General features: G+C 40.4%; 14 protein-coding genes. 4 read left to right on the top strand and 10 right to left on the bottom strand.

Translation table 11 applies throughout. The features are described from left to right. Positions 1-8: 8 nt before the first annotated feature. The 3 genes from BLQ57_RS10465 to BLQ57_RS10455 are packed head-to-tail and all read left to right on the top strand — an operon-like array spanning position 9 to position 2,803. The gene (locus BLQ57_RS10465) at positions 9-887 is read left to right on the top strand and encodes a DUF58 domain-containing protein (RefSeq protein WP_087939230.1); all 879 of its coding nucleotides are present in this window, start codon (positions 9-11) and stop codon (positions 885-887) included. Further along, entirely contained in the window at positions 880-1,779 is a 900-nt protein-coding gene (locus BLQ57_RS10460; protein WP_087939229.1) for a hypothetical protein, read from the top strand. The genes BLQ57_RS10465 and BLQ57_RS10460 overlap by 8 nt, the downstream gene beginning before the upstream one ends. Continuing rightward, entirely contained in the window at positions 1,760-2,803 is a 1,044-nt protein-coding gene (locus BLQ57_RS10455) for a VWA domain-containing protein (RefSeq protein ID WP_087939228.1), read from the top strand. Before BLQ57_RS10460 ends, BLQ57_RS10455 begins: the two co-directional genes overlap by 20 nt. On the opposite strand, the gene BLQ57_RS10450 is transcribed toward BLQ57_RS10455, so the two are convergent. Then, positions 2,792-3,883 carry an alkane 1-monooxygenase gene (locus tag BLQ57_RS10450; protein WP_087939227.1) on the bottom strand — a complete coding sequence of 364 codons (1,092 nt, stop codon included), beginning with the start codon at positions 3,881-3,883 and terminating at the stop codon, positions 2,792-2,794. The two genes, BLQ57_RS10455 and BLQ57_RS10450, sit on opposite strands and share 12 nt — an antisense overlap. A 173-nt stretch (positions 3,884-4,056) precedes the next feature. Here BLQ57_RS10450 and hemN point away from each other — a divergent pair, with 173 nt between their 5' ends. Further along, on the top strand, positions 4,057-5,415 hold the full coding sequence (gene hemN, locus BLQ57_RS10445; RefSeq protein WP_087939296.1) for an oxygen-independent coproporphyrinogen III oxidase: 1,359 nt from the start codon (positions 4,057-4,059) through the stop codon (positions 5,413-5,415). A gap of 29 nt (positions 5,416-5,444) precedes the next feature. Here the strand turns inward: hemN and BLQ57_RS10440 are convergent, their stop codons facing one another. The 9 genes from BLQ57_RS10440 to BLQ57_RS10400 all read right to left on the bottom strand — a co-directional run bounded on the left by BLQ57_RS10440 (position 5,445) and on the right by BLQ57_RS10400 (position 14,609). After that, on the bottom strand, positions 5,445-6,152 hold the full coding sequence (locus BLQ57_RS10440; protein WP_240507789.1) for a sulfite exporter TauE/SafE family protein: 708 nt from the start codon (positions 6,150-6,152) through the stop codon (positions 5,445-5,447). Continuing rightward, a complete protein-coding gene (locus BLQ57_RS10435) occupies positions 6,152-6,577 on the bottom strand; it encodes a FixH family protein (protein WP_087939225.1) in 426 nt (141 codons plus the stop codon). Before BLQ57_RS10435 ends, BLQ57_RS10440 begins: the two co-directional genes overlap by 1 nt. Positions 6,578-6,584: 7 nt before the next feature. After that, positions 6,585-7,997, bottom strand: a complete 1,413-nt coding sequence (gene ccoG, locus BLQ57_RS10430; RefSeq protein WP_087939224.1) for a cytochrome c oxidase accessory protein CcoG — start codon at positions 7,995-7,997, stop codon at positions 6,585-6,587. Positions 7,998-8,049: 52 nt separating this feature from the next. Further along, positions 8,050-8,985, bottom strand: a complete 936-nt coding sequence (locus BLQ57_RS10425) for a cbb3-type cytochrome c oxidase N-terminal domain-containing protein (RefSeq protein ID WP_087939223.1) — start codon at positions 8,983-8,985, stop codon at positions 8,050-8,052. Next, positions 8,982-9,167: a CcoQ/FixQ family Cbb3-type cytochrome c oxidase assembly chaperone gene (locus BLQ57_RS10420; protein ID WP_087939222.1), complete on the bottom strand. Its 186-nt coding sequence runs from the start codon at positions 9,165-9,167 to the stop codon at positions 8,982-8,984. The genes BLQ57_RS10425 and BLQ57_RS10420 overlap by 4 nt, the downstream gene beginning before the upstream one ends. Before the next feature lie 12 nt (positions 9,168-9,179). After that, positions 9,180-11,303, bottom strand: coding sequence for a cytochrome-c oxidase, cbb3-type subunit I (gene ccoN, locus BLQ57_RS10415; protein WP_087939221.1), 2,124 nt, complete (start codon positions 11,301-11,303; stop codon positions 9,180-9,182). Continuing rightward, positions 11,296-11,487 (bottom strand): cbb3-type cytochrome oxidase assembly protein CcoS, encoded by a 192-nt coding sequence (gene ccoS, locus BLQ57_RS10410; RefSeq protein WP_087939220.1) that lies wholly within the window; start codon positions 11,485-11,487, stop codon positions 11,296-11,298. The genes ccoN and ccoS overlap by 8 nt, the downstream gene beginning before the upstream one ends. A gap of 1 nt (position 11,488) precedes the next feature. Further along, positions 11,489-13,915 (bottom strand): heavy metal translocating P-type ATPase, encoded by a 2,427-nt coding sequence (locus tag BLQ57_RS10405; RefSeq protein ID WP_087939219.1) that lies wholly within the window; start codon positions 13,913-13,915, stop codon positions 11,489-11,491. Between the two features lie 67 nt (positions 13,916-13,982). Then, on the bottom strand, positions 13,983-14,609 hold the full coding sequence (locus BLQ57_RS10400) for a hypothetical protein (protein WP_087939218.1): 627 nt from the start codon (positions 14,607-14,609) through the stop codon (positions 13,983-13,985). Between the last annotated feature and the right edge of the window lie 224 nt (positions 14,610-14,833).

Here is a 14,833-nt window from a genome sequence, read left to right as displayed (position 1 = left end):
ACCCTGATATGAATCAGCTCTTTAGTAAACTTCGGAAATATGAAATTATGATCAGAAAAGTGGCCAACAACCACTTGCAGGGAGAATATCAATCAATATTCAAAGGTTCCGGGCTTGAATTTGATGATCTTAGGCCCTATCAGTACGGAGATGATGTACGTACCATAGAATGGAAAGTTTCTGCAAAGGGTCATGGTACGTTTGTCAAGACCTTCAGGGAAGATAAAGATCAGTCTGTCTATTTCTTACTCGATATTTCTGGATCCCAGGATATAGGACAGGCTGGTAATAAAAAAATAGATCAAGGAAAAATCATCAGTGGAGTATTGACTCTAGCGGCTATTTTCGAAGGCAGTCAGGTGGGATTGATCAGTTTTTCGGATGAAAAGGAAAAAATAATCCTTCCGGGCAAAGGGGGGAAGCAAGGCGTGAAGATGATACGCGGGATTTTTGATCATCAAAACAAATCACTCAAGACTAATCTCACGGCGATGTTTACTTTTGCACTTAATTTGATCAAAAAACGTAGCATAATTATAGTAATATCTGACTTTATCGATGACGGCTATGAGAGACCTTTTAGAGCTTTGGCCGAGCGTCATGATCTTGTCGCCATACAATTAACCGACCCGAGAGAATCAGCTTTACCCTCTTTAGGGATCATTCCTGTTTTTGACAAGGAAAAAGGAAGGACTACTTGGGTGAATACAGCATTTGGCAGTTTTTCAAAAAAAATCTCTGATACCTTCACTACCGAGAGAGCTAATCTTAAAGACTTGTGCAAAAAAAATCAAATCAATTATTTATCCATAGATACCACACAGGATATCGTATTGCCCCTCATAGAGCTATTCAGGTACCGAAATAAAAGTATGAAACGTGGGTAAAATTTGGCTTTTCATTCTTTTTTTACTTCCAATTTCACCGCTTTTTGCGCAGCAAGAAGTCAGTGTGGATGCCTATTTTACACAAGATTCGGCCAAGCTTGGAGAGCGAGTAGGATATGTACTCAAGGCCAACTATCCTTCCAACAAGCAGCTGACCTTTCCGGATACGACCTTTGATTTCAGTCCCTTTGTACTTTTGGAGAAAAAAACATTCATCTCCTCCACTACCGAAGGAATCACTCAGGATAGTACGATCTATTTTCTATCCAATTTCTCACTAGATCCAAGTAGTTATCTGACACTTCCTGTGTTTGAATTGAGTCGCTATGATAGCATTACCCATTTTCCTCTCGAGGCCGAACTAAAACTCAAGCTTACGCTTGATAGCATTCCCGAGCAGTTAGTATTTAAAGAAAACAATGTCTATCAACCGATCGAGAAGCGATGGAACTGGATCCTTCTGGGCTTATCGATTTTAGCCTTTTTGGTCTTTGTAGGAATACTTTACTGGCTTTTTGCGGATAGAGTGAAGCGTTTCTGGCATAAAAACAGCCTGAAAAAACAATGGTCGAGGTTTGAAAAGGAATGGACTAAATCCACAATCAAGCTAGAAACAGAAAAAACCACCCAGGCTGGGGATGAGCTTTTGGGACTTTGGAAAGGCTACTTGGAGCAGTTGACCGGTCTGCCTGTAAAAGAGTGGACTGCAAGTGAAATCGGAGTAAAACTGAATGATCCCAAAGTCTTCAGTTCGCTCAGGTCCGTAGAGATCCTCATCTATGCCGGAAAGACCGGGGAATATCAAGAAGCCAACAATTACCTCCTGGAGTTCGCACGTACTAAATATCAAGAAAAACTAATCCAACTAAAACATGATCGAGCAACTAAATGAGTTTTTTAGCTGGTCGTGGTTTTTACCGGAGACCTTCAGTACCTACGAGTGGGAAAAACCCTTTTTGCTGAACCTTCTTTGGGCAGTTCCTCTTTTGCTGATCATCAGGAAGTTTATCAAATTTCTGAAAAATCCAGTCTTAGAGCTTTCCCTACCCAAAAGAGTAGCACGTAACAATCCTTGGACCTACCTGAGGCTGATCCCAACTGGCTTTTTCCTCTTGGCCCTCGGGATGATAATTTTAGCTTTGGCTAGACCCCAGCGTAGCAATGAACGCGTGGAACAGTTTACAGAAGGAATAGACATCATGCTGGTCATGGATATATCAGAATCCATGGATCTTCAGGACTTTACGCCTAATCGACTTGAAGCTGCCAAAAATACCGCGATCGAATTCATCAATGGACGGATAGGGGATCGAATCGGTATGGTTGTATTTGCAGGCGAAGCTTATTCTTTGGCTCCATTGACTAATGATTACAAGCTGTTGACCGATCTTATCAGCGAGATCTCATTTGATATGATGGAAGCTAAGGGTACCGCGATCGGATCGGCAATTGCCTCGGGAACCAATCGAATGAAAGAAGCTGAATCTGCCTCAAAAGTAATGATCCTCTTGAGTGATGGAGAAAGCAATGCGGGAAATGTCGATCCACTTTTTGCCGCCCAATTGGCAGCGGCTTTGGAAATCAAAATATATACCATCGCAGTAGGCAAGGACGGAATGGTCCCTTATGGTACAGATTTTTTTGGACGACCTCAGATGGTGGAAAGCTACTTGGATGAGACAACCCTCAGAGAAATAGCAAATGTGTCAGGAGCTGAATTTTTCAGAGCATCAGACGGCAATGCACTCCAGAATATCTTTGATCAAATTGATACTATGGAGAAAACAGAGATCATCGAAAATCGCTACAAAGAGACGACAGATTACTACCGGATATATCTGTTTTGGGGGATCTTTTTCTTTCTGATTTGGATGATGCTAAAGAGCAGTTTCCTTAACAACTATTTATTGGACTGATTCCAATTGTTTGTTTTTCCATTCTTCCAATCGGGGATTCATCATCTTAAACCAAACAGGAGGAATCAATGCTACCAAAATCATAGCCGAATAACCCGCAGGCAACTGTGGGCTTTGATCAAAATGATTCAGGACCTGATAAGGCTTGTGGGCAAAAGCATGATGATCAGAATGGCGCTGAAGCTGAAATAACAAGAAATTACTCACCTGTTGACTGGCGTTCCAAGAGTGAAGTGGGCTTACCTTTTCATAATAGCCATTGGGGAGTTTTTTACGCTCCATACCATAATGCTCCAAGTAATTCACGATTTCCAAAAGACTAAATGCCAAGATACTTTGTCCAAAAAAGAAAATCGGAATCTCCCAAACCAAACGCTCTTGCAAAATGGAAACCCCAGCAAATGCTACTCCTACAAAGAGAATAGGATACAATAAAAATTGAATCATCTGATTCTTAGCAGACCAAAATTTTATTCCTTTTTTCGAAAGTCGCTCACCTTCTATCTTCCAAGCGCTGAGATATCCTCTCCAAACCGACCTAAACCAAAAACTGTAAAAATCTTCTCCATACCTACTTGTAGCAGGGTCCTCAGGAGTAGCCACTCTTACATGATGACCTCGATTATGCTCTATGAAAAAGTGCATGTATCCCACCGTCATGAGTAATAATTTAGCATAAAATTGCTCTAATGATGAAGATTTATGCCCGAGCTCATGCGCTACAGTGATCCCTACACCTCCAGTGACAAGGGCCATTCCTGAAACTAAAGCTAGCCACTCAAGGAAAGACAACGAGTCCGCTGAAACCACATAAATCCCCCAGCCCAAAACAATCAATTGCACGTAAACCCACCCGTAAGTAACCCATCGATAAAATCGATCTCTTGAAACTTGAGAAATATACTCCTTGGGGACATTTTCATGATCTTGATCAAGAATATAATCCATCAAAGGCACCAGAAAGAAAACAAAGAAATGAATAGAAAATAAAGCTAAACCTCCTAAATAGTAGCCACCAATTAGTAAAACTGGTAAAATAAGCGCACTAAAGAACCCTATCTTTTTAAAGCTTTTTTTCATTTTTCTCCTGTATTAACCCACTCAAAATAAGTGATTCCAGTCTAAAGAAAAACAGGTGGTTCAAAAGAAACTTGGAAGACGAGTCTAAAATCTGACTTTTATCAGTTTTCCAGACCATGTATATCATCAAAATTAACTTTTTCTCAAGCCATTTTTGCCAAAAGCTTTTGAAAATGACATTACCCGCCGAGTTAATCACCAAATACAATAAACCTACGCCTAGATATACTAGCTACCCCACTGTTCCTCTCTGGGAAAATAATTTGCTAGACGAAGATTGGGAATCCTTGCTAAAAAAATCATTTCATCTTTACGGAAAATCAGAAGGGATCACGCTATACATACATCTTCCTTTTTGCGAGAGTCTCTGCACGTACTGCGGCTGCAATAAGCGAATCACTAAAAATCACAAAGTGGAGTCGCCGTACATCGCTTCGTTATTAGCAGAATGGCACAAATACCTCCAATTATTTGATGAAAAACCAAAGCTAGCCGGAATCCATCTTGGCGGAGGCACTCCTACTTTCTTCAGTCCAGAATCCTTGAAATTCCTTTTGAGCAAGATCCTAATTGGGGCTGATGTTATGGAAGAAAAAGAATTTAGCTTTGAGGGTCATCCCAACAATACTACCATTGAGCACTTACAAGTCTTAGCAGAATTGGGATTTGATCGAGTAAGCTATGGAATTCAGGATTTTGACCTCAAAGTCCAACAATCTATCCACAGAATACAACCTGTCGAAAAAGTAAGAGAGGCTACAGAAAATGCTCGTCGACTGGGGTATAGCTCTATCAACTTTGACCTGATCTATGGATTACCTCATCAAACCTTAGAGAGCCTAGAATCCACTTTTAAAGAGGTGAAATCTTTATCTCCTGACCGTATCGCATTTTATAGCTATGCGCATGTCCCGAGTGCATTTCCTGCCCAAAAAAGCTTTGAAAAGCATCTGCCTTCTGAACAAGAAAAAAGAGCACTATATGAGTACGGTAAAGTAAAACTTCTTCAAATGGGCTATGAGGAAATAGGAATGGACCACTTTGCAAAAGCCACGGATCCCTTAAGCTTAGCCAAGAAGGACGGAAAACTTCATAGGAATTTTATGGGGTATACGACTTCCCCATCCAAAATTTTGATTGGATTGGGAGCTAGTAGTATCAGTGATATTTATTTGGCCTATGCACAAAATGAAAAATCCATCTCCGAATACGAAGATATCATCGGTGATTCAAAGTGGCCAATCCAAAGAGGTCATCGCTTGAGTGAAGAGGATTTGATCATAAAAGAAATAATTCTTCAATTGATTTGTTTGGGAAAAGCCAGCATACCTGAAGTTATCCTGGACAGGATGCCTTCTGAAAATCTTAACAATCTTCAGGAAATGCAGGCAGAAAACCTCATGCTAATCAATAGAAACACCATTGAAGTAACTGAAATCGGGATGGCATTGATCAGATCAATTTGTATGCAGTTTGATTTAAGAATGATTTCTAAATCACAGGAAAAGCTGACGTTCAGTAAAGCTATTTAAGCCTTCCAAAAAAAAGCCCATTCATCCGTTTAGTGGCACATGGTAATTTCAAATTGCTCTGAACCATAATCAAAAATTTCAAAACTTGGACTCAAGCCTGGAATGCCGAGCCCTAAGCCTCTTACTATAAAAATCAACCCTATCAACACTCCTACATAGGGAATGGCTTTTTGAAACTGCATCCGAATCTTAACTGGAATTACACTCCCTGAGTACATTAATACCATCAAAAGCGGTATAGTACCCAAGCCAAAGAAAAGCATATAGGAGGCACCAAGAAGCGGATTTTGTAGACCCAAAGCTGCAATCAACGCCATATACACCATCCCACAAGGTAAAAGTCCATTAGCCAAGCCTGTGGCGAAAAATGCTGTACTTCCGCCCTTTTTTAGAAAAAATGATAGTTTCAACTTGATCCACCTGACTATTCCGGATAAAGCTGGTATGGCCATAAACTGATCGGCCTTTTTATAACTCATAGCAAGTACTAAAATTATCAGTCCCATAGCCACGGAAAACCATTGCTGTACTCCTGCTAGAGACAGTGTAAAGCCCAAACTTCCTACAATCAGGCCTAGAAAAGCATAGGTGACGCTCCTTCCTAGATTATAATATATCTTGTGATGCAGAAAGGTGTTTTCTTTGGAGTTTGCCACTGCCAATGCAATAGGCCCACACATGCCCACGCAGTGAAAGGAACCAAGAAAACCCAAAAGAAAAGCTGTCCAAAGTAACACTAGATTGTAATCTTTTTTTCTTGATAATAGGACTTTCCATTTTCTGTCCATGAAAGCTGAACCTTCCAGTACCCCGCTTTCAAATGATCGATGGAAACTCTTTTCATTCCTTCATCTTCGATAAAAACAGCCAATTCTTGATCCAAGGCTCTTTCAGAAGGCCTGAAGAGGTTGAGGGTTCCTTTTGACCCTACTGGTAAATCCAATAAGACTGACTTAGAGGCAGCTTCAAAGGTCAAAACCTCTCTATTCAATTCCAGAGTAGAATTTGTGTCATCAATCCTATCTTGATATTTGATTTCTTCCTCATAGTAGTTGTCTGTCACTAATTCGATCCCTTCCATCCTTACCGAAATGACCACCATGGTCATAATGATGGCAATGAAAGCAATAATGCTCAATAAGATTCCCTTTCCCCAGTCCATAGTTATTTTATTTAGTCACGGGAGCCATAAAGCTCGTTTCTATTTGTTCGATTTCCTCCCCCTCATACATTAGCGAGAGTATTACATTTTCTTGAGGTATATTAACCTCAGATTGTTCTTTTACTAAGAAAAATCTTCCTTCTACCTTTGACTGCGGTTCTAATATCCAGTCACCTCCAATTTTTTCTATTTTATATCCTGGAACTAATGTTTCCAACTTTACCTCTTGATTTTCAAAAGTTTTGTTTATCAATGTAATCTGGTAAAGATTAGATACGGTCTGATCATCTCGAAGCTGATAAGTCATCCCCGGAAACCGAGTCACTGTAGCCTCAAGAACATCTCGAGTCGCAATCAGCGTAATGAAAGCTGCAATAAGCAATACCAAGACTACCGTATAAGCCTTTACTCTATTGGTGATTAGTTTTTGAAAACCTTCTTTGATACTATTCTCAGAAGCATATCGGATCAGTCCCTTTGGTCTATCTACCTTGACCATGACTTCGTCACAGGCATCTATACAGGCGGTGCAATTGACGCATTCCATTTGAATGCCATTTCGGATGTCTATACCCGTGGGACAGACTTGGACACATAAATTACAATCTACACAATCTCCTTTGGTAGAGACTTCTTGTTCACTTTTCCGAATAGGCCCTCTCGGCTCTCCACGGACATAATCGTACATGACATTAATGGAGTTGTTGTCAAGCAAAACCCCTTGCAATCGTCCATAAGGACACACCACAATACATGCTTGCTCTCTAAACCAGGTAAACACAAACATGAATATACCCGAGAAAGCAACTAACCCTATAAAACCAGCCAGGTTCTCAGCAGGAGGTTTTGATACAATTTCCACGACCTGATCTACTCCTATCAAATAGGCCATCACCAAATGTCCTATAGCAAGAGATATACTAGCAAACACAGCTAATTTTATTCCTTTTTTGAAAATCTTTTCTCCTGTCCAGGGGGCCTCATTCAATTTACGCTGCTGATTGGCATCTCCTTCAATCAGGTATTCTATTTTCCTGAATACCATTTCCATAAAAAGCGTCTGTGGACAGGCCCATCCGCACCAGATTCTCCCGAAAACAACTGTGAACAAAATGATAAATACAAAGAAAATAAGTAGCAAAAAAATCAAAAGATGGGTATCCTGTGGCCAGAAAACCGCTCCAAAAATAATAAACTTCCTTTCGAAAATATTGAATAGCAACCATGGCCTTCCATCTACTTGAATGAAGGGCCCAGCGAATAAAACGGCAAGTAAAATCCATGAAAGGTAAGTCCTGTACTTGTAAAAGAAGCCCTTTACTTTTTTAGGATATACCCAGTTTCTCTTTCCATCTTCTTGGACTGTAGCTAATGAATCCCTGAAGGTGTCAGGTTTTAGATGTGGATTTTTCTTTGCCATGATAAGGTATTTTAAAAGAACGTCGGGAAAGCTTCCCGACGTCCTAAATGTATCAAAGAGCTGCTACTTCACTTGTGCTCTCTGTCACTTCATCTTCTGCAGATTCAGCTTCAGCCTCAGGAGTGAATAGATCTCCCTGAGGATCTTTCGGATTAGCAGGAGTGGTACCAACCAAGGTCAGAATATAACTAGAAACCTGCTGCATTTCCTGTGGGCTCAGCTGATCTTCCCAAGGCACCATTCCCTTGCTGACTACTCCATATTTGACTACCTTAAAGACATCTTGAATCGATCCTCCGTGTATCCAATAATCATCCGTCAAATTTGGACCAACTCCGCCACCACCATCATTGGCATGACAGGCAGCGCAATTGGCTTCAAAAATTGACTTCCCGACACTAAGTGATCCACTTGACTCATCAAACTCTACATTGGTTTCATCAATGGAGGCAACCATGGAGGCTTGTCTATTTTCAGCAGCGATTGCCTCAAGACGCAACTCCTCTTGGTATTCCTCAATACCTGTTTTCCCTGTACCTAGCACCGTATAATGAACGTAATATACCACGGCAAAGACAATGGATAAAATAAATACCCACTGTAACCAAGGAGGCATAAAATTATCAAGCTCCGTGATTCCATCATAGGAGTGATCGGCCATCATTTTTTGACGCTCCGCTTGTCCACCGGCCTCATCCATCTTGCCTGTCACAAAGCGCTCCTTAAATTTATCCCACCAACTTGGCTCTTTGACCAATTCGGGATTTTCTTTTCGAAGCACAGTTGCCATGAAGGACATCAAGTACACCATCAGTACCAGAAGTAACAAAATCACTCCTAATACAATGGCTAGAATAATCAATAAGGTCAATTGACCAGAATCCATAGCTTGTAAGTCCGTATACCAAGAAGAGGATTCGCTTTGAGCCCAAGCAGCATTGGCTGAAACAGAGCTCAATATCATAGTGAGGGTCAGTAACTTTTTCATGGCTGTTTTTTGGTTATTTCTTCGTCTTCTTCCATAGGCAAAGACTTCAAATGATCTACCACATCTTTTGGCATAGTTTTTACCCAAACGAATACTCCGAGAAAAAACAAAACAAAGATCAGCAAGGATATTATGGGGTAGATCTCTATATTTTCGATTGATCTTAATACTTCTTTATACATGATTTCTGAAGTTTAATTTGAGGCTGTTTTGATATCTGTGCCCAGTCGCTGCAAGTAAGCAATGAGTGCTACAATTTCTGTATGGGGCAATACTTCGACACCGGCATCCTTTAGGTTATCCACAATCTGATTTGCTTGAGCATCTAATTCCTCCATCGCTTGCTCATCGTAGCCCTCAGGATAAGGGACTCCTAACTTTTGAAGCGTGCGGATTTTTGCCGGAAGATCTGAGTAATCCATCAAATTAGTCGTCATCCAAGGATAAGGAGGCATCAATGATCCGGGAGACATCGATCCGGGGTTTTCCATATGGAAGTAATGCCAAGAATCCGGATACTTACCACCGATTCTATGAAGATCCGGGCCAGTTCTCTTAGAGCCCCAAAGGAATGGTCGATCATAGACAAATTCACCTGCTTTGGAATATTCACCATATCGTTCGGTTTCGAATCGGAAAGGTCGAATCATTTGAGAGTGACAACCTACACAACCATTAGCGATGTAGAGATCTCTTCCTTCTAGCTCAAGTGGAGTATATGGCTTGACAGAGGATATAGTCGGTACATTTGACTTCACCAGAATAGTTGGTATAATTTCTATAGCTCCACCTATGGCAATAGCGATCGTAGCCAAAATCGTAAAGAAAATAGGCTTTCTTTCCCATGCTCTATGCCAAAACTCACCGGTAGCGTTGTAGCTCTTGGTCAATGCGGGAGCTTGATCTTCTTCATACTCCTGGAAGACACCCTTTTTGGCGGTCTTATACATGTTATAAACCATGATGACAGCACCACTCAAGTACAATAACCCTCCAAAAGCTCTTAATACATACATGGGCACTAACTGTACCACGGTCTGTAGAAAATTACCATAAGCGAGTCTACCCATCTCATCAAATTCTCTAAGCATCAAGAACTGAGTCAAAGCAGCTACATACATAGGTAAGGCATAGAAAATAATCCCTAAAGTTCCGATCCAGAAGTGAGCATTGGCTAATTTTTTAGAATAAATAGTGGTTTTGAAAAGCCTTGGCCACATCCAATACAACATTCCGAAGGTCAGGAAACCATTCCATCCCAAACCACCAATGTGTACGTGAGCCACGATCCAGTCAGTGTAGTGGGCAATCGCGTTAACATTTTTAAGGGAAAGCATTGGCCCCTCAAAAGTTGACATCCCGTATGCGGTAATCGCCACAACCATAAACTTCAATACAGGCTCCTCTCTCACTTTGTCCCAAGCACCCCTCAAGGTAAGAAGACCGTTAACCATTCCACCCCATGAAGGAGCAATTAACATCACTGAGAAAACAGTCCCCAAAACCTGAGCCCACTCAGGAAGTGCGGTGTACAATAAGTGGTGAGGACCCGCCCACATATAGAGGAAAATAAGAGACCAAAAGTGTACAATAGAAAGTTTGTAAGAATAAACAGGTCTATTGGCCGCTTTAGGAAGAAAATAATACATTAAACCCAAGAAAGGAGTGGTTAAGAAAAATGCAACTGCATTGTGACCATACCACCATTGTACCAAAGCATCTTGAACCCCGGCATAAGCTGAGTAACTTTTCCAGAAATTAACAGGAAGCTCCAAGCTGTTAAAAATGTGTAAAACAGCTACTGTGATAAATGAGGCCAAGTAAAACCAAATGGCCACGTACATATGTCTTTCCCTTCTTTTAATAAGGGTTCCGATCATATTCGCACCAAATGCCACCCATACAATCGCAATCGCAATATCTATCGGCCACTCCAGCTCCGCATACTCTTTGGAAGTAGTAAAACCTAAAGGTAATGTAATGGCGGCAGCCAAAATAATCAATTGCCAGCCCCAGAAATGAAACCAACTCAGGGTTTTATTCCACATGGGGGTTTTTAGCAATCTAGGCATGGAATAATACACGCCAGCAAATATTGCATTTCCCACGAATGCAAAAATCACAGCATTCGTATGCAAGGGTCTAATCCTACCAAAGGTGGTATAAGGATTCCCCAAATTGGCCTCGGGTAGAAAAAGCTGTGTAGCGGCTAGTACCCCTACAAGCATTCCGATTAGGCCCCAGATAATCGTCGCTGCTCCAAAATACTTGACAATCTTATTGTCATAATGGAACCTCTCCAGTGTAGCTTCATTCATAGGACTTAGGTTTTTTTGTTGGTTGATCTTTTTTTGTTGTTTTCTTATGATTATCGAATAGAATCCTTACCGAGGGAGTATAGTCATCGTCAAATTGGCCTCCCTTCATTGCTTTGAAAAAGAGAATCAGAAAGGTGACTGCCAATACCAGGCTGATCGCTATTAAAAGAAAAATGACTTCCATATCAGTTGCTTTTTTGATTTAATAAACCCTTTTTCCAAGCTACCGCATTGGTAGATAAAGTGGTGAAAATGACCACAGAGATACTGCTCAAAGGCATCAATACCGCACAGATAACCGGACTCAATATCCCCTGTACTGCCAGTGTAATCCCAACGATGTTATACAGGAAACTTAAAGCAAAACTGGCTTTGATAATCGACCTACTCTGTTTTGCAAACTCCAGAAAACTTGGAATCTTATTGAAAGCTGAGGCATCCAATATCGCATCGCTTGCAGGCGAAAAATGACTTACCGTATCCGTTACAGCTATTCCCACCGTGCTTTCTTGTAAAGCCCCTGCATCATTTAAACCATCACCTACCATCAAAGTATAGCGATCTTGAAGATTGAGTGCTTTTAGGTAATTAAGCTTATCCTGGGGTCCCTGTAGAAAATTAAATCGGATTGAGGAGTCAAGCTTCTCCTGAAGAGAAGCTTGCTCATGAGGATGATCACCAGATAAGAGATGGAGTTCATATGCTGGGTCGAGCGACTTCACCACGTGATCTGCCTCTTTCCTCAATCCCGATTGAATATTAAAATAGCCAATGGCTGTATTTTCTATTACTAAATAGACATAGTTACCAATCTGATCTGTAGACTGATGACTAAAGCCCGTAAATGCTGCAGAACCTAAGCGAATCACTTGGTTTTTGTAAATACACTGAATTCCTTTCCCTTTGATTTCCTCAACCTCTTGGACCCCTATCCTAGGTGTGTCTTTTAACCAAAAATTAATTCTATGGCTTAAAGGATGAGTAGACCGAGATACCATGGATTTGAGAATCTCCTTTGTTTCTAAGGACAAGGGCTCTCCTGTATAATGAACTTGAGCTTGTTTAGGATCTGTCAGTGTGCCCGTTTTATCAAAAACGACTGTATCGACTAGGGCAAGACGCTCAACTACGCTTGCATTTTTCAGATAAAATTTCCCTCTTCCAAATATTCTTAGCGTATTCCCGAGGGTGAAAGGCGTGGACATTGCCAATGCACATGGACAGGCCACAATCAAAACCGAGGTGAAAGCTTTGACTGCTATGGATAAATCGGTACCGAACCAAAAACCAAATGCAACAAATGCAATTGCCAAAACTGTCCAAGTAAATACGCCGGAAATTCTGTTAGAAAGTGGTTCTAATAAATTTTCTTTGCCCTTTTCGAAAGCCTCATTGTTCCAAAGATCAGTCAAGTATCCCTGAGAAGGAGATTTCTGTACGGTGAGTAAAACCGCCTCCCCTTTTTGTCTTCCGCCAGCATAGATTAATTCTCCTTTTTGCTTAGGAACGGGAACCTCTTCTCCAGTGACAAAACTATAATCTATATTCGCGAATGGACTTAAGAGTAGAGCATCAGCAGGGATAAGCTCTTCGTTTCTGACCAAAATTAAATCGCCAACTTCTAATTGGGTCACGGGGATTACCTCCTCTCGATCCTGCACCATCCGAGTGACTGCTATAGGAAAGTAAGATTTGTAGTCTCGGTCAAATTCTAGGGTAGCAAAGGTCTTTTGCTGATAAATCTTTCCTAATAAAAGAAAGAACAAAAGCCCACCCAAACTATCCATATAGCCAGCATTACCAAAAATAAAAATTTCATAAAGGGAATAGAAAAACAGGGCGATAATCCCCAGCACAATTGGCACGTCCATATTGATTGTACGCTGTTTTACCGCATTCCAAGCCGATAAATAATAATCATTGGCTGAATATAAAACGATAGGCAAAGCTAAAATCACATTTAGGTAATTGAAGAGATTCCTAAAGTTTTCAGCTATTAGTTCGGTTTCTGAAAAATATTCAGGGACACTAAAAAGCATCATATTACCAAAACAAAAACCCGCAACAGCTAAACGCTTAATGGTTCTACGGTCCGCGGCAGGCTTTTTCTTTTGGTCTATGGTGGAGAGGCTGATTTTAGGTTCGTACCCAATAGTAGACAAAAGTGATACGACTTCTTTCAGACTGATTTTAGAATGTAAGAACTTAATCTGTACCTTTTTTTTAATGAAATCAACTCTGCTAAAGCTAATGGCGGGATGCACTTGGTACAAGTTTTCGAGTAGCCAAATACAGGAAGCACAATGAATCAAAGGGATATAGAAAGTCACATGACTTTCAGTTTCATTCTTGAAGTCCAATAGCTGCGAAGCTGTAGTCTCATCGTCTAAATAATCAAACCTATTGGATCTCGAAGTCTTAGTCCTCTGACTTTCTCCTGGAAAAGCCTCTAAGTCATAGTAGGTACAAAGATCATTTTCAGCAAGTACTTCGTAGACTAGCTTGCAACCTTGACAGCAGAAAACTTTGTCTTCAATAGCCAAAGAATCATTCTCACATTGTTCTCCACAATGGTAGCATTTGAGGTCAGATTTTTGAATAGTAGAAGACATCGATCAAGAAATTATATACTGGTAATCTTAAATAAAACAATAGAATTCATAACCACTTTTCCTTTCCCTATACTGAAAGATAAAAAGAAAGCCTTGAACTCCACATTTTACCTTTATAAAAATGAAAGAGAACTTTGGCTAAATCCGCTTGATATTCTTTTGTCGTCACTAGCAAGGTGCAGTTTTGCTTGACCGCATAGGACCAAAAGTCTCCTATTCTTGAAAAATTAAACTTGATAAAACTGGTTTCTCTAGTTGACTGAGAAACCAATTGGATGATTTCTTGCTCTTCCCTGATTTTGGATTTTGGGATAAAACTTGGGGAGATAATCGTAGCCTTACTATCTGAAATAAGATTAGAAAAAAGAGCTATATACCTTTTGATCAGATTGGCTGATTGAGGAGTTCCGTCGTAATGAAAAAGTAGATGCTGCGTTGAAAAATCAGAAACATAGAGTAAAACAGGAATCTCACAAACTTCTTTTTCCAAAGGTTTTGGCAAATCACTTCCATGAAGCCAATCCAGTACTTTATAGAGATCAACGCTGATAAGTGAAGGTATTTCGTCTGATTCACAAAACTCCCTTTCATAATCGGATGGAGAAAAGTCAGCAGTGAGTTGTGGACAGTAATATTCCTTCAGAATTTGCTCTGGAAGGTGGAATTTAGCAGCGTATGAGGTTTTGATCTCCATGGCAGTTATTTTGATTCAAAACTACCGCGAAGCATTTTCTGAGAGTGTGACTAAATCCAGATAGATAACTGATAAAAATCAGGTTTTTGACAATTATAATAAATAAATAGAATTTAGTTTATCTATCTTGTTGGCTCTATGTGGAATATAGTGGGTAGTCGAATTTGAGTTTCCCAGCAATGAAATAAATCATGTTAATGTAGTTGTCAATGTTCCTGTACCCT

Source organism: Algoriphagus faecimaris (assembly GCF_900101705.1).
GTDB lineage: Bacteria > Bacteroidota > Bacteroidia > Cytophagales > Cyclobacteriaceae > Algoriphagus > Algoriphagus faecimaris.
Note: the sequence above shows the minus strand (reverse complement) of the source record. Positions and strands in the feature narration are given on the sequence as shown.